The sequence below is a fragment of the Streptomyces sp. NPDC012794 genome (assembly GCF_042901085.1).
In the GTDB taxonomy this organism is placed as follows: Bacteria; Actinomycetota; Actinomycetes; order Streptomycetales; family Streptomycetaceae; genus Streptomyces.
In genome coordinates this window covers 20,095-37,395 of the sequence record NZ_JBIBCI010000019.1, presented here as the reverse complement: position 1 = coordinate 37,395, position 17,301 = coordinate 20,095, and the positions used below count along the sequence as shown (strand labels likewise).

Here is a 17,301-nt window from a genome sequence, read left to right as displayed (position 1 = left end):
AATGACCCGCACGATCGCTTTCCGCGAGATCGTCCTGAAGGTTCACAGCAGATGCGATCTCGCTTGTGATCATTGCTATGTCTACGAAAACGCAGATCAGAGCTGGCAAGCCCGGCCGAAAGTGATCTCCCCCGGGGTCGTTTCCCAGACCGCGTCGCGGCTCGCCGAACATGCCCGTGACCATGCACTCCCCTCCGTCACGGTGATCTTCCACGGGGGGGAACCCCTCCTGGCCGGCCCGGACCGACTGCGCCTCGTGTGCGAGGAGTTCACCCACGCGCTCGCCGGCACCGCCGACCTCGATCTGCGGATCCACACCAACGGGCTCCAGCTCAGCCGCCGCTACCTGGACCTCTTCGCCGAGTACGGCGTCCGCGTCGGCGTCTCCCTCGACGGGGACCGCGCGGCCAACGACCGCCACCGCCGCTTCGCCGACGGCCGCTCCAGCCACCCGCTGGTACTGGCCGCCCTGGCACTGCTGCGTTCGGCGCCCTACCGGCACCTCTACCAGGGCCTGTTGTGCACCGTGGACGTGGCCAACGACCCCGTCGCCGTGCTGGACGCGCTGGTCGCGCTGGAGCCGCCCCGGGTGGACTTCCTGCTCCCCCACGCGACCTGGGAGACCCCGCCGGAGCGGCCCGGCGGCGCGCCGGACGCGTACGCGCGCTGGCTGCTGCGGGCCTTCGACCGCTGGGAGCGGCTGGAACGGCCGGTGCCCGTACGGCTCTTCGAGTCCCTGCTGTCCACGCTGCGCGGCGGGCCCAGCCTGACGGAATCCCTGGGGCTGGCCCCCGCCGACCTCGTCGTGGTGGAGACCGACGGGACGCTGGAGCAGGCAGACTCCCTCAAGAGCGCCTTCGACGGGGCCGCGGCCACCGGGTTCAACGTCTTCGACCACACCTTCGACGAGGTCGCCGCGCACCCCGGGGTCCGGGCCCGGCAGCTGGGGCTGGCGGGTGTCAGCGGCACGTGCCGCCGCTGCCCTGTCGTACGTTCGTGCGGAGGCGGCCTCTACACGCACCGCTACCGCGAGGCCAACGGCTTCGACAACCCCTCCGTCTACTGCTCCGACCTGCGCGAGCTGGTGGACGGGGTCGAGGGACGCACCGCCGCCCGCGAAACCGCCCCCGAGCTGGCCGACCCGGCCGAACTGGCCCGGTCGCAGGAGGAGCTGACCCGGGTCCTGCTGGCCCGGCTGCACCGCGACCTCGCGGGGGATCCCGGCTGGGCGCGCGCCTGGGAGCTGCTGGCCGGGGTGGAGGGCGCCGGGGAGGCGGGCGCGGGGGCACTGGACGCCGTACTGGGCCACCCCTTCACCCGGACCTGGGTGCTGGAGGCCCTGGACGCGGTGCGGGAGGGACGCCCGGACGGCCCGGGCGCGGCCCGCAGGCTCGCCGCGCTGACGGCCGCCGCCGTGCTGCGGGGCGGGCTGGAGCTGCCGGCCGAGGTGTCCTACCGCGACGGGGAGGTGTACCTGCCGACGCTGGGGCTGCTGCGGCTCGGGGAGCCCGGCACCCGGGGGCGGGCCGTGCTGCACAGCACCGGCGAGGGGTACGCCGTCGTCCGGGCCGGGCGCACCGAGCACCGCTTCGGCCCGGCGGCGGGGGACGCGCGCTGGCTGCCCGTACGGTCCTGGTCGCCCCGCTCCGGAGGGCCGGCGGTGGCGCTGGAGGACCTGGACCCGTACCGCAACTGCTTCGCCCGCCCGGCCCGGCTGCGGCTCGGCGCCGGGGAGGCCGACGAGTGGCGGGGCCGCCTCGACGCGGCCCTGGCACTGCTGCACCGCACCGTCCCCGGGTTCGCGCGGGCGGCCGCCGCCGGGCTGGGCACCCTGACGCCGCTCGCCGGCGGCCCGCGGGCCGGGGGCTGGGGCGAGGCCGGGCGGCACGGGCCGGGCGCGCTCGGGGTGCCGTACGCCGCCGGAGTCAGGGAGACCGCGCTGGCCCTGCTGACCGGCCGGAGACGGGCGCGGCTGCGCGAGCTGACCGAGGTGGCGGACCTGTACGCGCTGGACGGCGCCTGGCAGCACCCCTCGCCCTGGCGGACCCGCCCGGTGCCGGTGTCGCGGCTGCTGGCCGATGTGTACGAGCGGGTCGCGGTGGAGGCGTACCGCCGGGCCACGGGCACGCAGGAGCCGGGCGGCACGGACCGGATCCACCGGGCGCTGGACCGGCTGGCGGAGGCGGCGGAGCTGACGGTGACGGGCAAGCGGCTGGTGGAGGAGCTCCGCTGGGAGCTGAAGGCGGTCGACGCATGACCACCCCGGCCGGCCCGACCACCCCGGCAGCCCCCGCCGCCCCACCCGACACGCCCGCCCCACCCGACCCGACACCCCCTCCCGCCCCCCACCGGCTGGCCGCCCAGCTGCGGCTGCTCGGCGTGCGCCCCGGGCAGCGCCTGCTGGTGCACGCCGCCCTCGGCGGCACCGGGCTGTGCGCCGAGGCCCTGCGCGACGCCCTGCTCGCGGCCCTCGGCCCCCGCGGCACGCTGCTCGTCCCCGCCTTCACCGCGGAGAACTCCCTCACCTCCACCGCCCACCTGGCCCGTATCGCCGGCCTCGACGAGGCGGAGGTGGCGGCCTTCCGGGCGCGGATGCCGCCCTTCGACCCGGAGCTCACCCCGAGCCAGAGCGTGGGCGCCTTCGCCGAGGTGGTCCGCACCACCCCCGGCGCCGCCCGCAGCGGCCACCCTCAGACGTCCTTCGCCGCGCTCGGCGCGGACGCGCACCGGCTGTGCGCCGGCCACCGCACCGAAAGCCACCTGGGCGAGGAGTCCCCCCTGGGAAAGCTGTGCCGGGAGGGAGGACGGGTACTCATGATCAATGTGGGATTTTCGGCCTGTACGGCTTTCCATCTCGCGGAGTACCGAATTCCGAAACCCCCCTTGCGCATGTACGACTGCGTGGTGAAGGTGAACCATCCGGAAGGGCGGCGGGGGCTCCCCCGGGGAGGGGAGTGGACGACGTACGAGGACGTCGCGCTGGACGACGGAGATTTCGAGGAGATCGGCCGGGCGTTTCCGGATTCACTGGTGCGCAGGGGGCGGGTGGGAGGGACATCCGCCGTGTCCTTCTCGATTCCGCATGCCGTGGACCACGCTCAGGCCTGGATGACCGGAAACAGACGCTGATTGACTGAACGATGAGGGGATGTGGCGAAGCAGCTCCGGAATGATGTTTCTTCGCTCGCAGCTTCGGGACGGGGGTCGTGTGCCCGCATCAGTGCAGCCGTATTTTTTTCTCAGTTATGCGCATACACCGAGGTTCGGGCCGGGAGGACCCGATCCCGACATGTGGGTGGAGCGTCTCTTCCGTGACCTGTGCGGTCACATCATGGCGCTCACGGACCTGCCCGCCGGATCGGAGGCGGGCTTCATGGACCGGGAGATACGCAGCGGCGAGGGCTGGTCGGAGCGGCTCGGGGCGGCGCTCGCCACCTGCCGGGTCTTCGTCCCCCTGTTCTCGCCGCGCTATTTCGCCAGCGAGATGTGCGGGAAGGAGTGGTTCGCCTTCGCCCAGCGCACCATCCAGCACGGGGCGGTCAGCAACCAGCCGGCCGCCGAGGCCATCGTCCCGGCCCTGTGGGTACCGGTGCCGCCCTCCCAACTGCCCGGCCCGGCCGAGCGGTTGCAGTTCAACCACAACACCTTCGGCGAGCGCTACGTCACCGACGGACTGTACGGGCTGATCAAATTGCGCGGGTACGCCGACCAGTACGAGCAGGCCGTGTACGAACTGGCCCGGCGGATCGTCCGGGTCGCGGAGACCGTGCGCCTGCATCCGGTGCGCTCCCTGGACTACCGGGTGGTGCCCAGCGCCTTCGGGCACGGCGGCGGCCAGGGCGGCGGCCCCGGCTCCGGCCCCGCCCGCACCCTCCACGTGACCGTGGCCGCCGCCTCCCGGCACGACCTGCCGGACGGCCGCAGCCCCGACTACTACGGGGAGAGCGCGACGGACTGGAACCCGTACCACCCGGCTTCCCAGCGGCCCGTCGCCTACGTGGCGGAGGACCTGGTCAGGAACCTCAACTACCAGACCACGATGTCCTCCTTCGACGACGAGGCGGGGCACTTCGACAGCAAGCAGCCGCCGACCCGCCCCGAGATCCTGATCGTCGACCGGTGGGCGGTGGAGGACGAGCAGCGCCGCCGGCGGCTGGCCGCGTTCGACCAGGAGCACCGCCCGTGGATCAACGTGGTCGTGCCGTGGAACCGGTACGACCACCAGAGCCGGGTCAGGGAGGCCGAGCTGGCGCACCGGCTGGAGGAGACCCTCCCGGTCAAGATGAGCCAGGGCCGGGCCGCCTGCCGGGCGGCGGCCAACGGCGTGGCCAGCCTGGAGACGCTCGGGCAGATCCTTCCCCAGGTGGTCGAGGCGGCCGCCCAGCAGTACCTCAGACACGCCCAGGTGTACCTGCCGGCGGGGAACGCCTCCACCGAACGGCCGCGGCTGCTGGGACCGATGGGAATGGGCGGGCCACCGGCGTCACCACCGCCGGCCCCCTTCCCCTCCGCCCGGCGGTACGACGGCACGGACGACCGGACCGGCCGCACCGGCGAGCACGGCGAGCACGGCGAAGACACCGACACAGACCCGGGGGGACGCGGATGACGGCCAGTCGTGACAGCCGAGACGGACGCATCGTCACCTTCTACTCGTACAAGGGCGGTACGGGCCGCACGATGGCCCTGGCCAACACCGCCTGGATCCTCGCGGCCAACGGCAAGCGGGTCCTCGCCGTGGACTGGGACCTGGAGGCGCCGGGCCTGCACCGCTTCTTCCACCCCTTCCTCGACCCCTCCACCCTGGGGGCGACCACCGGGGTCATCGACCTGATCAGCGAGTACGCCTGGGCCGCCACCAGCCCCGTGCAGCGCGCCGCCGACTGGCACGAGGACTACGCACGGATCCAGCCGCACGCCGTCTCCCTCACACCGGAGAACCACGGCTGGGAGTTCCCGGACGGCGGCACCCTGGACTTCGTCTCGGCGGGCCGGCAGAACCGCGAGTACTCCGCGACCGTGTCCGCCTTCGACTGGGACAACTTCTACGACCGGCTCGGCGGCGGCCTCTTCTTCGACGCCCTGCGGGCCGACATGAAGGCGAACTACGACTACGTCCTGATCGACAGCCGCACCGGCCTGTCCGACATCGCCGACATCTGCACCGTCCACCTCCCCGACGTCCTGGTCGACTGCTTCACCCTGTCCGACCAGTCCATCGACGGGGCGGCCTCGGTGGCCCGGCAGATCGACGAGCGGTTCAACGACCGCGGGATCACGATCTACCCGGTGCCCATGCGCATCGACGAGGGCGAGAAGGAGAAGGCCGACGCGGGCCGCGCCCTGGCCCGGCTCAAGTTCGACCGCTTCCCCAACGGGCTCGCCGGCGACGAGCTGACCTCGTACTGGGGCGCGGTGGAGATCCCGTACCGCCCCTACTACGCCTACGAGGAGACCCTGGCCACCTTCGGCGACGAGGCCGGGCTCACCAACTCCCTCCTCTCCGCCTTCGAACGGCTCACCACGGTGATCACCGGCGGGGAGATCACCTCCATGCCGGCCATCGGCGAGGAGGTGCGGCTGCGGATCCGGGACGCCTTCACCCGGCGCCGCCCAGCGCTGCCCGCCGACCTCTTCCTCTCCTACGTCGCCGAGAACCGGATGTGGGCCGACTGGATCGAGTCGGTGCTCACCCGCTCCGGGTTCCGGGTCGTCCCCAAGGACGTCTCCGCCGAGCGCGCTCCCGACGCCTCCCCCGGCGACACCCCGGGCGGGTCGGGGCTCAGCGTGGACACCGCCGGCCGGACCGTGGTGCTGCTCTCCAGCGCCTACCTCAAGTCCGCGCGGGCCGTGGACGTGTGGAACCGGGCCGCCGCCGAGGACCCGACCGGGGGCCGTCGCCACCTGGTGCCGCTGCGGGTGGGCGACGTACGCCTGGCCACGCCCTACATCGACCGCAACCCGGTGGACCTGTTCCGGCTCGACGAGGTCCACGCGACCGCCGCCCTGCTGCGCGCGGTGGAACGGCCCACGGCGCTGCCGGACACCGTGGCCGGGGCCTCCCGGCCCGGCCCCCGCTTCCCGGGCACGGTCCCGAAGATCTGGAACGCGCCGCCCCGCAACCCCGGCTTCACCGGCCGGTCCATCGTGCTGGAGCGGATGCGCGACCAGCTCGGCGGCGGCATGGCCGTGGTGCTGCCGCAGCCGCAGACCCTGTACGGGCTCGGCGGTGTGGGCAAGACCCAGGTGGCGCTGGAGTACGTGCACCGGTTCATGGCCGACTACGACCTGGTCTGGTGGATCTCCGCGGAGCAGACGGACGGCGTGGTCGCGGCCCTCGCGGAGCTGGCCGTACGGCTGGGCGCGCAGACCGGCGAGGACATGTCGGCCGCCTCCCAGGAGGCGATCGACCTGCTGCGGCGCGGGGTGCCCTCCTCGCGCTGGCTGCTGGTCTTCGACAACGCCGACGACCCGGAGACGCTCAAGCGGTTCTTCCCGCCGGGCGGACCGGGGCACGTCCTGGTGACCTCGCGGAACCAGTCGTGGTCCCAGTACGGGGACGCGCTGCCGGTGGACGTGTTCCTGCGCGAGGAGTCCATCGAGCACCTCCAGCGGCGGGCGCCCGGGCTGGGCGCGGAGGACGCCGAGCAGGTGGCCGTGGCCGTGGGCGACCTGCCGCTGGCCGTCGAGCAGGCGGGCGCCTGGATCGCGGAGACCGCGACGCCGGTGTCCGCGTACCTCGAGCAGCTCGCCGAGCAGACCGCGCGGGTGCTGGGCCTGAACCAGCCGGCCGGGTACCCGCAGCCGGTGGCGGCGACGTGGAACGTGTCGATCGAACGGCTCCAGTCCCGCTCACCCGCCGCCGTGCGGCTGCTCCAGCTGTGCGCCTTCTTCGCGCCGGAGCCGATATCGGCGAACCTCCTCTACAGCAAGGAGATGATCGACGCGCTCAAGCCGTACGACGCCTCCCTCCAGGAGAAGCTGGTGCTGGGCCGGGTGATCCGGGAGATCGGCCGGTTCGCGATGGCCAAGGTCGACCAGGTCGGCAACAGCATCCAGGTGCACCGGCTGGTCCAGGCCGTGATCCGGGCGCAGCTGTCGGAGGAGGAGCAGCGCGAGGCGCGGCACGCGGTGCACCGGATCCTGGCGGGCGCGCGCCCGGACGACGACGAGCCGATAGACAACCCGGAGACCTGGCCGAGGTTCAACACGATCTGGCCGCACCTGAACCCGTCCGAGGCCCGGTTCTGCACGGAGCCGGAGACCCGCCGGCTGCTGATCGACCGGGTGCGCTACCTGTGGAAGCGCGGTGACTTCAAGGCGGCGTACGCGCTGGGCGAGGAACTGCGCGAGGTCTGGCGGGAGATGCTGGGCAGCGACGACCTCCAGTACCTGTACCTGCGGTTCCACCTCTCGAACATCCTGCGTTCGCAGGGCCGGTTCGTGGAGGCGAAGGAGCTGGACGAGGTGACGCTGGACCGGCAGCGGGCCGCGCTGGGCCCCTCGCACCCGCACACGTACATGACCACCAGCGGTCTGGCGATGGACCTGGGCGCGCTCGGCCGGTACGGGGAGGCGATGGAGCTGGCGACAGCGGCCCACGAGGGCTTCGGGCAGATCTTCCACGAGGCGCACCCGCGCACCCTGGCCGCGGCGAACAACCTGGCGCTGAACCTGCGGATGGTGGGGCAGTACGCGCGGGCCCGGGAGATCGACCAAGAGGTCTTCGACCGGCGCACCGAGGTGCTGGGCCCGGACCACCCGTACACCCTGTCCTCGGCGCAGAACCTGGCCCGGGACCTGCGCGAGGTGGGCCGGTACGACGATTCGGTGCAGCTGCTGAGCCGGACGTACGAGATCTACAAGCGGCAGCTGGGCCGGGCCTTCCCGGGCACGCTGTCGGCGGCGAAGAACCTGGCCGTGTCGCTGCGGCGGGCCGGGGAGCTGGAGAACGCGCTGCGGCTGACGACGGCGACCCGCAACCGGTACCGGGCCAAGTACACCTCGGTCAATCCCGACCTGCTGGCCTGTGAGCTGAACCTGGCGTCGGACCTGTTCGCGACGGGTGACGCGGGCGCGGCGCGGGACCTGGCGCAGGAGGTCGTGGACGAGTACATGAAGGTGCCGGGCGAGAAGCACCCGTACACCCTGGCGGCGGTCAACAACCTGGCGGTCTTCCACTGGGGGACGGGTGCGGCGGAGACGGCGGAGCCGATGCTGCGGCAGGCGATCCGCAGCATGCGCGAGGTGCTGGGCGACGACCATCCGCACACGGTCTTCGCGCACCTGAACCTGGCGAACGTCCGGGCGGACCTGGGGGACCCCGAGGGGGCGCTGGAGCTGGAACGGGCAGCGGTGGTGCGGTTGCGCGGGGCGCTGGGGGCGCACCATCCGGAGACCCTGGCGAGCGCGTCGAACATGGCGGTCAGCCTGGACATGATGGGCCGCAAGAAGGAGGCGGCGCGGGTGCGGGCGGAGACGGTGTCCGAGCTGACGCGGCTGCTCGGGGAGGACCACGGTCTGACCCGGTACGCCCGTGACGAGCGGCGGGTCCACCGGGACCTGGAGCCGCTCGCGGTGTGATCCGACGGCGGACGGCGGGCCCCGTGGCCGCGGGGTTCCCGCCGTCCGCCACCCGAGAGTTGGGGGGCGCTGTGCCCGACAGCATGACCTTTCGCAACGAGGACCTGCCGGTCCTCTTCCACCACACCGACCAGGCGGCGGTCTCCCGGCAGCGGGAGTCCACGCTGGCCACGCGCGCGCAGCTGCTGCTGCTGGTCGCGGCGGCGGGGGCCGCGGCCCTGCCGGCCGGGCCGGCGGCGGGCGGGCTGCACGTGTTCGCGGCGGTGAGCGCGCTCGCGTACGCCGGGGTGCTGGCCGTGGGCGTACGGGCGGCCGGGCGCCGGGCCCGTCCGCAGTGGCAGCTCAACCGCAGCGCGGCCGAGTTCATCAAGTCCCTGGCGTGGCGCTACGCCGTGCACGGGGCGCCCTTCGGGTCGGAGGTCGCCGGGCCGGAGGGGGTGTACCGGGCGCGGCTGGAGAAGGGGCTGGACGAGCTGCGCAAGATGGGCTGGCAGGATCCGCGGGCGGCGGGCCTGGTGCCGGAGGGAGGGGAGATCACGGGGGCGATGCAGCGGCTGCGCGGGCTGGACTACCAGGTGCGCAGGGAGACGTACGTCCGGGACCGGCTGATCGAGCAGCGCGACTGGTACCGGCGCCGGACGGAGGGGTCGCGGCGGACGACCGTGCTGTGGTCGTGGACGATCGTGCTGCTGACGTGCCTGGCGCTGCTGCTGGCGCTGCTGGGTGTCTTCGGCTCGGGTCCGGGAGCGGGTGCGGCGGGGCTGCTGAGCGCGGCCGCGGCGGCGGGGATCGCCTGGAACGAGGTGCGCCGCCACCATCCGCTGATCGAGGCGCACACCCTGATCGAGCAGGACCTGTCGGCGATGATGGTGGTGATGCAGACGACCGTCACGGAGTCCCAGTGGCCGTCCGCCGTCTACGAGACGGAGCGGTACGTGTCCCCGCAGCACACCGACTGGCTGGCCCGGCACAGCAGTTGAGCCGGGCGGAGGGGGCGTGGTTCAGTCGCGGGTCACGCCCTCGCGCCAGATGACGGTGACGGGTTTGCCGAGGGCCCGGGCGTAGGCGACGATCTCGCCGGTGCCGCCGTGGCCGCGTGCGGGGAGGCCGTCCCAGACGGCGACGAGCCGGTCGCAGCGGTCGGCGATGTAGGTGCCGGCGGCGTAGTAGGCCTCGTCGGTGGAGCGGGCGAAGGCCATGCGGACCTCCTGGGCGGCGCGGCGCCTGAGCCGCCGGTAGCGGGCGAGGGCGTCGGGGTCCTCGAAGGTGCCCTCGTAGTCCCCGCTGGGGATGACCACGGTGAGGTCGGCGCCGTGTTCCAGGGCGATGCCGGCGAAGAGCTGGTCGGCTCCGTCGGCGAGACTGGAGAAGGCCTCCAGGGGGCCCCGGTGGCCCGCGAGGACGGCCCGCAGGCCTTCCTCCACGTGGCCGAGCACCTCGTCGGGAATCGACCGGTGGCCGGTCACGCCGATGCGCTTCATAGGAGCTCCTCCCCCGGGACGCCCTGGACATCCTCCCAGAAGGAGGGAGGACGTCCAGGGTGCCTGTGCCGGGGGCCGGCGGGTCAGTAGACGCTGACGCCGTAGGCGTTCAGGGCTTCGACGACGGGCTGGAAGTAGGTGGTGCCGCCCGAGGAGCAGTTGCCGCTGCCGCCGGAGGTGAGGCCGACGGCACGGCTGCCGGAGTACAGGGGGCCGCCGCTGTCGCCGGGTTCGGCGCAGACATTGGTCTTGATCATGCCGTAGACGATGTCGCCGCCGCCGTAGTTCACGGTGGCGTTGAGGCCGGTCACGGAGCCGCTGTGGGTGCCGGTGGTGGAGCCGCGCCGGGTGACGGACATGCCGGTGCTGGCGTTGACGGCGCTGGTGATGTCCTGGCCGCCGACGGTGCCGGGCGGGACCGGGCTGTTGCTGGCGTACTTGATCAGCCCGTAGTCGTTGGTCGGGAAGCTGCTGCCCGCGGTGGAGCCGAGGACGGTGGTGCGGGCGGAGTTGGCCCACCAGGTGCCCGCGCCCTCGGTGCAGTGGCCGGCGGTCAGGGCGTAGTAGTTGGTTCCGCTGCGGACGTTGAAGCCGAGCGAGCAGCGCCAGCTGTTGGCGTAGATGGCGTCGCCGCCGGAGAGCAGCTTGGTCAGTTTGCCGGGGGTGCGTTCGATGCGCAGGGCGGCGGCGTCCGGGCCGGCCTCGCGGCGGATTCTGGCGATGTCGGCGCTGGTGACGGTGGAGTCGGCGGTGACCACGAGGGTGCCGGTGGCGGGGTCGGCGTGCCAGGCGGTGCCGGCGACGTCGGCGCGCAGGACGGAGGCCCCTGCGGCGGCGAGCCGGTCGGCGCTGAAGCCGGTGCCGTTGTCGTCGGCGCTGGCGGCGGTGGGGGCGGCGAGGGCCGCCGTGGCGGCCAGGCCGGCGGCCAGGGCGAGCAGCCGCAGTCGGGTGGTGCTGTTGGTCCTCACTTCACGTCCTCCCGGGTGGGGATCGGGGGCCCGGCTCGGATGGTGGGGGTGCCGGAGCCCGTGAGCGGCGGTGGGGGGACACTGCGGGGGCACGGCCGGGAAGCCGCACTCTCGACGTGGCCCTGACAAGTCCGCCGGGTGACGCTGAACGGGAGTGTGCGGGCGTCAGTATCCGGCGGCAAGGGCGCCTTTCAGCCGTCGCTCCCCGGCGGCCACCTCGAAGGGCAGGGTGTTGCCGGGGGGCGGGAACGGGCAGATGAAGTGGTCGGCGAAGGCGCAGGGCGGGAGCTGGGCCCGGTTGAGGTCCACGGTGACGGATCCGTCCGGGCCGGGGGTGCCGGGGTGCAGGAAGCGGAAGCGGTAGCTGGAAGTGCCGCTGGTGGCATCGCCGAAGACGGCCCAGAGGCTGCCGTCCTGCGCGTCCACGGCCACCTGGAGGGTGTGCGCGACGCCGTCGCGGGTGAAGCCCAGCTCGCCGCCGAGGCCGAGCCCGCGGGCGCGTCCGTCGACGTTGCCGACCTGGACCGTCCGCGGCCCGGGGTACGGGCGGAAGCGTCCCGGCAGCACGAAGGCGGGGTCGTACGGGGTGGCCTCGATGCCTGCGAAGGCGCGCCGGGCCGCCGCCTCCGGGTCGTAGACGCGCACCGCCCACTGCCCCTCGCGCCGGATCACCGGGAGCCGTACCTCCCCGGCCGTCAGCCGGGAGTGCGCGGGCCCGCCCTCGTCCGCGGTGAGGTCGGCCCGCCCCGTGAGGGGCCGTCCGTCGAGCGCGAGGCCGTCCTCGGCGGCGGCGGTCAGCACCACCGCTTCACCCTGGACGCGCCAGTGTCCCGGAACGGCGGGAATTCGACCTTCCGGGTAGTCGGCGATCCAGTGGGTGCCCGCCAGGGCGAGGGGTCCGTAGGGGCCGGAGACGGTGGCCACCCGGTGCTCGTGCCACTCCCGCCAGGCCGTGCTCGATTCTTCGGCGCTCATGCCGCTCAGCCCTTCCCCCACCGGCCGGACGGGAACCTCCACGTAACCCGTCCGGACCTGGGAAACTGACGCCGGATCAGCAGTCGCAGCCGCACCCGTCACAGCAGCAGCCGTCACAGTTGCAGCAGTCGCAGCAGTCGCACCCGTCACAGTTGTCGCACCAGGCGTCACGCTTCTGCCGGGACCAGGGGCCTTCGTGTTCGGTGCAGCAGAGTTGGCAGGTGCAGAAGAGGCCGATCGCCACCGCGCAGCCGTGCAACAGCCCGCGGCGCGGCTTCTGCGGGGGCGGCCCGCCGAAGCCACCGCCACCGCCGGGGCCGCCCGGACCCATCGGCGGCGGCATCCCGGGCCCGCCCGGGGCGTACGGGGCGTACGGGCCGACCTGGCCCCCGCCGTACGGGCCGGCCTGGCCGTACGCGGCGTGCGGTGCGCCCGTGCCATGGCCCCGCGGGGGTTGCCCGTACCCCTGGCCCGCGGAGTGCGCGGCGGTGTGCCCGCACGAGGAGGTGCCGAACGCCCGGTCCACGGAGGTGCGCAGCTCGTGCACCAGCAGCCGGTGGGCGAGCCCCGCGTCGGCGAACTCCACCTCGCGCAGCGCCAGCCGTATCCCGCGCAGCGCGTCGTCGCACAGCCGGCGGGCCTCGGCGAGGGAGGTGCCGGTGGCGGTGAGCGGGTTCCAGGCGCCCGCCTCGGCGTCGGCACGCCGGTCCTCCACGGCGTCCAGCAGGTGCGCGAGCCGCCCGAAGTACCGGCCGGCCTCGGCGAGGGCGGGACCGTTGCCCGGCCGTCCCGCGAGGACCGCGGTATGGGCGAAGGCGGCCGCGGTCGCGGTCTCCGTCGGCTCGGTGACCACCAGCACGGGCGTGCCCGGACCGGCCAGGGTCTCGATGCCGCCCTGGCGGTCCACGGCGTCCACCAGCACCGCCGTGTCGAAGCCGAGCGAGGCTCCGGTGCGGGCGCCGGCCCGGTCCCAGCCCCGGGCCACCCTGCGCGCGGCGGCGGCGATCGGGGCGCGGGCCAACAGCCCGTCCCGGTCGGCGACGTGGTCCCGTACCTTCGCCGAGGCGAGCACCAGCGAGACGGCCGCGGCGAGCCGGGCGCCCTCGCCGTTGGCCACGGGCGCGGTGCGCATGCCGCGCAGCGGGCACGGTCCGGCGGTGCGCCGGGCACCGGGCAGCGGCCCCGACTGAGCCTCCGTCAGAACGGAGACGAGCAGCCCGTCGTAGTTGGTGACGATCCTGGCGAACTGCCCGTGGTCACCGCGAAGTGCCAGGCAGAGCCCGCACAGATGAGCAGTCCATTCGGTTTTGAAGCGCTCGCCCAGCCGGTGCGCGCAAGGTCTGACTATGCCGAACAACCGCTTCCCCCGTGTGTCATACGCCTATTTCCGGGGCATCGTATCCAGCCTGGCGGATCACTCTTACGCCCCAGCGGCTCACCCGGACGGCAGCGGCGGTCGTATTTTCACTCAGTCAGCAGCGGTAGCGTCCGGGAGCCTCGTCAGTGCAACGGATGTTCTGCACCAGTCCCGTCACGAAACATCTGCGCGGCGGCTATCCACTTGGCGCGTTGTCAGCATCATGGACGACGATAGGGGCAGCGGAGAAGAAGACGACTGGCCACGGTGAAAGGAGGCGTCCATGGGTTCGGTACGCAAGGCGAGTGCCTGGTTGGGTCTCGTAGAGGACAGCGACGACGAGCGGTACTACGACGACGACTACGCGGAGGCGGTGGAGCGCCAGCAGGGCTCGGTCTCCGGCCCCGGCGACCAGTGGGTCACCGACCCGCGGGTGAAGGTGGCCTCGGATTCCGCGGTCGAGCGCGGCCGGCGGATCGCGACCGTGACCCCGGACGGCTTCCGTGACGCGCGCGGCATCGGCGAGCTGTTCCGCGAGGGCGTCCCGGTCATCGTCAACCTGTCGTCGATGGACCCGGCCGACGCCAAGCGCGTGGTCGACTTCGCGGCCGGCCTGACCTTCGGGCTGCGCGGGTCGATCGAGCGGGTGGCGACCAGGGTCTTCCTCCTGACCCCGGCCGACACCCAGATCGTCAGCGGTGAGGCGGGCGGCCGCGCCCGCGACTTCTTCAACCAGAGCTGAGTCCGGGGGACACCTCCCGGCGTCCCCCGGACGAGGCGGCCGGGGACCTCACCGGTCTACCGGAAGGCGTCGAGCCCGGTGAGCGCCTTGCCCAGGACCAACTGGTGCATCTCGACGGTGCCCTCGTAGGTGAGCACCGACTCCAGGTTGGTGGCGTGCCGCATGACGGGGTACTCCAGGGAGATCCCGTTGGCCCCGAGGATGGTCCGCGCGGTGCGGCAGATGCCGATGGCCTCGCGGACGTTGTTGAGTTTGCCGAAGCTGATCTGCTCCGGCCGCAGGGTTCCCGCGTCCATGCGGCGGCCCAGGTGGTGGGCGAGCAGGATGCCCTTGTGGAGTTCCAGCGCCATGTCGGAGAGCTTGGCCTGGGTGAGCTGGAAGCCGCCGATCGGCTTGCCGAACTGCTCCCGCGTCCTGGCGTAGTCGAGCGCCGCCTCGAAGCTGGCGCGCGCCGCGCCCATGGACCCCCAGATGATCCCGTACCGCGCGTGGCTCAGGCAGCCCAGCGGTCCCTTGAGCCCCGTGACGCCCGGAAGCACGGCGTCCGAGGGCAGTCGTACGTCGTCCAGCACCAGCTCGCTCGTCACCGACGCACGCAGCGACCACTTGTGCTTGATCTCGGGCGCCGAGAAGCCGGCGCTGTCGGTCGGGACGGCGAAGCCGCGGATCCCCTCGTCCGTCTGGGCCCATACGACGGCCACGGCGGCCACCGAGCCGTTGGTGATCCACATCTTGCGGCCGTTCAGCACCCAGTCGGAGCCGTCGCGCTTGGCGTACGTGCGCATCGCGGCCGGGTCGGAGCCGATGTCGGGCTCGGTCAGCGCGAAGCAGCCGATCAGCTCGCCGGCGGCCATGCCGGGCAGCCAGCGCTGCTTCTGCTCCTCGGAGCCGTACTTCCAGATCGCGTACATGGCGAGGGAGCCCTGCACGGAGACCAGCGAGCGGATCCCGGAGTCCGCGGCCTCAAGCTCCAGGCAGGCCAGGCCGTACTGCACGGCGCTCGCGCCGGCACAGCCGTAGCCGGTCAGGGACATGCCGAGCGCCCCGATCGAGCCGAGCTCGCGGGCCAGCTCCCGGATCGGGGGGAGCTCCCCGTCCTCGTACCACTGGGCGATGTGCGGCAGGACCCGGTCGGCGGCCCAGGAACGGACGGTGTCGCGGACGGCGAGGTCCTCGGGGCCGAGCAGCTCGTCGAGTCCGAGCGGGTCGGTGGGGGCGAACGGGGTCTTCGGCGCGGACAAAGGGGCCTCCCGGCGGCCACGTGGTTCGAAACCTAGCGGTGCAAGTTTGTCGTCGACCCGGCCCCCGGTCCACCCCCGGCCGGGCGGGAGAGCGGTCCGTCAGCCCTGGCGGCCGGAGGTGCCACCCAGCGCCGGATCGCGCTCGGCCCGGCCCGGGCCCGGGATCCTGGCGCCGGCGGACGGCCGGGACGGGCCGTCGGCCTGCGCGGGCAGGCGTACGGCGGCACCGGTCTCCTGGGCGCCATCGGTCTCCGCGTCCCCGGTCGTCGCGCCGGCTTCGCCGCACCCGGCGGGCTCGGCGTTGTCCATGGTGCGCGGCAGCTTCAGCGCCATCACGGCGCCCGCGAGCAGCAGGCACGCGCTGACCACGAGGGTGACGTGCAGCCCGTGCACGAAGGAGTCGCGGGCGGCCGTGTAGAGGGACTCCCCCGCCGGGCCGCCGAGGTGGGCCGCGATCTGGTAGGCCTCCCCGAGGGAGTTCGCTGCGCCCGCCACGTCCTCGGCCGGGACGCCGGGGACGTCCAGCAGGCCGGGCCGGTAGGCGGCGTTCATCACGCTGCCGAGCAGGGCGATGCCCATGCCGGCGCCGAGCTGGTACGAGGTCTCGCCTATGGAGGCCGCACCGCCGGCGGTCTCCGCCGGGGCCTCGCTCAGCATGGACTCGTAGGCGGCGAAGAGGGTGGTCTGGAGCCCGAAGCCGAGCAGGACGAAGCCCAGGGTCAGCAGGACGGGCCGGTCGTGCTGGCCCATCAGCGTCAGCAGCAGCACGGCGCCGGCGGTGAGCACGAAGCCCAGCGAGACCATGGTGCGCGGGCCGACCCGCTGGAGGGTGTGGGAACCGGTGGCGCCCGCGGCCATCGCGGCGAAGGTGAGCGGCAGCAGCCGCAGGCCGGTCTCCAGCGGGCTCAGTTCCAGCACCAGCTGGAGGTACTGGACGGCGAGCAGTTCCAGCCCGACCAGGGCCAGCATGGCGAGGACGATGCAGCCGACGGAGGTGGAGAAGGCGGCCCGGGAGAACATCCGCATGTCGATCAGCGGGTGCTCGCGCCGCTTCTGGCGGCGTATGAAGAGGACCAGCAGCAGTACGCCGAGCACCAGCGGAACCAGCGCCCCGGGGTCGGTGAGCTGGCGTTCCGCGCCGATCCGCTTGATGCCGAGCACCGCGCCGAGGACGCCCGCGGCGGCCATCAGCGCGCCGAGCACGTCCCAGGGGCCGTCGGCCGCGCCCCTGGACTCGGGCAGCAGCCAGCGCCCGACCGGCAGGATCAGGGCCATCAGCGGGATGTTGATGAGGAAGACCGAGCCCCACCAGAAGTGCTGGACGAGGAAGCCGCCGAGCACCGGGCCGCCGGCCGCGCCGATCGCCGCGACGGCGGTCCAGATGCCGATGGCCAGCGCCCGCTCCCGCCGGTCGGGGAAGACCTGGCGCAGGATCGACAGGGTGGCCGGCATGATCATCGCCCCGCCGATGCCGAGCAGGGCGCGCGCGGCGATCAGTACCTGGGCGTTGTCGGCGAGGGCGGCGACGGCGGAGGCCACGCCGAAGAGCGTGTAGCCGAGGAGCAGGATCCGGCGGCGGCCGACCCGGTCGCCGAGCGTGCCGAAGAGGATCAGGAGCGCTGCGCAGACCAGCGGGTACGCGTCGACGATCCACAGGAGCTCCATCGAGCCGGGGCGCAGGTCCTCGGTGACGGAGGGGACGGCCACGTGCAGGATCGTCGCGTCGAGCGCGACGAGCACGAGGCTGACGCACAGGACCGCCAGCACCACCCAGCGGTTGGCGCCGCCGGAGACCGCGGCGAGCCGCTGCCCGAGGGAGGACCTCCTGTCGCCGGCCGTGTTCGTCCCCGACATGCATGTACCTCCCAGGTGGTCCCTCGCACTCGGCGGACAGCGTCGTGGGGCGCCGCGGGGTGGTGCGCTGTGCGGCGTCCTACGGGTCCGGCATCGACAC

General features: G+C 73.3%; 12 protein-coding genes. 6 read left to right on the top strand and 6 right to left on the bottom strand.

What is annotated here, in order from left to right; genetic code table 11:
- Nucleotide 1: 1 nt before the first annotated feature.
- The 5 genes from fxsBH (at nucleotide 2) to ACFY7H_RS28035 (ending at nucleotide 9,563) form a co-directional block, all read left to right on the top strand.
- Nucleotides 2-2,257, top strand: coding sequence for a radical SAM/SPASM protein FxsBH, inactivated beta-hydroxylase extension form (fxsBH, locus tag ACFY7H_RS28055; RefSeq protein ID WP_388943400.1), 2,256 nt, complete (start codon nucleotides 2-4; stop codon nucleotides 2,255-2,257).
- Entirely contained in the window at nucleotides 2,254-3,129 is an 876-nt protein-coding gene (locus ACFY7H_RS28050) for an aminoglycoside N(3)-acetyltransferase (RefSeq protein ID WP_388943397.1), read from the top strand. The genes fxsBH and ACFY7H_RS28050 overlap by 4 nt, the downstream gene beginning before the upstream one ends.
- A 43-nt stretch (nucleotides 3,130-3,172) precedes the next feature.
- Entirely contained in the window at nucleotides 3,173-4,609 is a 1,437-nt protein-coding gene (locus ACFY7H_RS28045) for a TIR-like protein FxsC (protein ID WP_388943595.1), read from the top strand.
- Nucleotides 4,606-8,583 carry an FxSxx-COOH system tetratricopeptide repeat protein gene (fxsT, locus tag ACFY7H_RS28040; protein ID WP_388943395.1) on the top strand — a complete coding sequence of 1,326 codons (3,978 nt, stop codon included), beginning with the start codon at nucleotides 4,606-4,608 and terminating at the stop codon, nucleotides 8,581-8,583. The genes ACFY7H_RS28045 and fxsT overlap by 4 nt, the downstream gene beginning before the upstream one ends.
- Nucleotides 8,584-8,666: 83 nt before the next feature.
- The gene (locus ACFY7H_RS28035; RefSeq protein ID WP_388943392.1) at nucleotides 8,667-9,563 is read left to right on the top strand and encodes a DUF4231 domain-containing protein; all 897 of its coding nucleotides are present in this window, start codon (nucleotides 8,667-8,669) and stop codon (nucleotides 9,561-9,563) included.
- Between the two features lie 21 nt (nucleotides 9,564-9,584).
- Here ACFY7H_RS28035 and ACFY7H_RS28030 read toward each other — a convergent pair whose 3' ends face one another.
- The 4 genes from ACFY7H_RS28030 to ACFY7H_RS28015 form a co-directional block, all read right to left on the bottom strand.
- On the bottom strand, nucleotides 9,585-10,064 hold the full coding sequence (locus tag ACFY7H_RS28030) for a hypothetical protein (RefSeq protein ID WP_388943389.1): 480 nt from the start codon (nucleotides 10,062-10,064) through the stop codon (nucleotides 9,585-9,587).
- A gap of 83 nt (nucleotides 10,065-10,147) precedes the next feature.
- Nucleotides 10,148-11,032 (bottom strand): S1 family peptidase, encoded by an 885-nt coding sequence (locus ACFY7H_RS28025; protein WP_388943386.1) that lies wholly within the window; start codon nucleotides 11,030-11,032, stop codon nucleotides 10,148-10,150.
- A 165-nt stretch (nucleotides 11,033-11,197) separates the two neighbouring features.
- Entirely contained in the window at nucleotides 11,198-12,007 is an 810-nt protein-coding gene (locus tag ACFY7H_RS28020; protein WP_388943383.1) for a DUF1684 domain-containing protein, read from the bottom strand.
- 76 nt (nucleotides 12,008-12,083) lie between these two features.
- Nucleotides 12,084-13,364: a DUF5685 family protein gene (locus tag ACFY7H_RS28015; protein WP_388943381.1), complete on the bottom strand. Its 1,281-nt coding sequence runs from the start codon at nucleotides 13,362-13,364 to the stop codon at nucleotides 12,084-12,086.
- 283 nt (nucleotides 13,365-13,647) lie between these two features.
- On the opposite strand from ACFY7H_RS28015, the gene ACFY7H_RS28010 reads away from it, so the two are divergent.
- A complete protein-coding gene (locus ACFY7H_RS28010) occupies nucleotides 13,648-14,106 on the top strand; it encodes a cell division protein SepF (protein ID WP_388943378.1) in 459 nt (152 codons plus the stop codon).
- Nucleotides 14,107-14,162: 56 nt separating this feature from the next.
- On the opposite strand, the gene ACFY7H_RS28005 is transcribed toward ACFY7H_RS28010, so the two are convergent.
- Both ACFY7H_RS28005 and ACFY7H_RS28000 read right to left on the bottom strand, forming a co-directional pair.
- The gene (locus ACFY7H_RS28005; protein ID WP_388943376.1) at nucleotides 14,163-15,347 is read right to left on the bottom strand and encodes an acyl-CoA dehydrogenase family protein; all 1,185 of its coding nucleotides are present in this window, start codon (nucleotides 15,345-15,347) and stop codon (nucleotides 14,163-14,165) included.
- 99 nt (nucleotides 15,348-15,446) lie between these two features.
- Nucleotides 15,447-17,201, bottom strand: a complete 1,755-nt coding sequence (locus ACFY7H_RS28000; protein ID WP_388943373.1) for an MFS transporter — start codon at nucleotides 17,199-17,201, stop codon at nucleotides 15,447-15,449.
- Nucleotides 17,202-17,301 lie beyond the last annotated feature (100 nt).

What these genes read in the sequence shown, in the direction of transcription:
- fxsBH (WP_388943400.1), top strand. Translation starts at nt 2, where the DNA reads ATGACCCGCACGATCGCTTTCCGCGAGATCGTCCTGAAGGTTCACAGC.
- ACFY7H_RS28050 (WP_388943397.1), top strand. Translation starts at nt 2,254, where the DNA reads ATGACCACCCCGGCCGGCCCGACCACCCCGGCAGCCCCCGCCGCCCCA.
- ACFY7H_RS28045 (WP_388943595.1), top strand. Translation starts at nt 3,173, where the DNA reads ATGTTTCTTCGCTCGCAGCTTCGGGACGGGGGTCGTGTGCCCGCATCA.
- fxsT (WP_388943395.1), top strand. Translation starts at nt 4,606, where the DNA reads ATGACGGCCAGTCGTGACAGCCGAGACGGACGCATCGTCACCTTCTAC.
- ACFY7H_RS28035 (WP_388943392.1), top strand. Translation starts at nt 8,667, where the DNA reads ATGACCTTTCGCAACGAGGACCTGCCGGTCCTCTTCCACCACACCGAC.
- ACFY7H_RS28030 (WP_388943389.1), bottom strand. Translation starts at nt 10,064, where the DNA reads ATGAAGCGCATCGGCGTGACCGGCCACCGGTCGATTCCCGACGAGGTG.
- ACFY7H_RS28020 (WP_388943383.1), bottom strand. Translation starts at nt 12,007, where the DNA reads ATGAGCGCCGAAGAATCGAGCACGGCCTGGCGGGAGTGGCACGAGCAC.
- ACFY7H_RS28010 (WP_388943378.1), top strand. Translation starts at nt 13,648, where the DNA reads ATGGGTTCGGTACGCAAGGCGAGTGCCTGGTTGGGTCTCGTAGAGGAC.
- ACFY7H_RS28000 (WP_388943373.1), bottom strand. Translation starts at nt 17,201, where the DNA reads ATGTCGGGGACGAACACGGCCGGCGACAGGAGGTCCTCCCTCGGGCAG.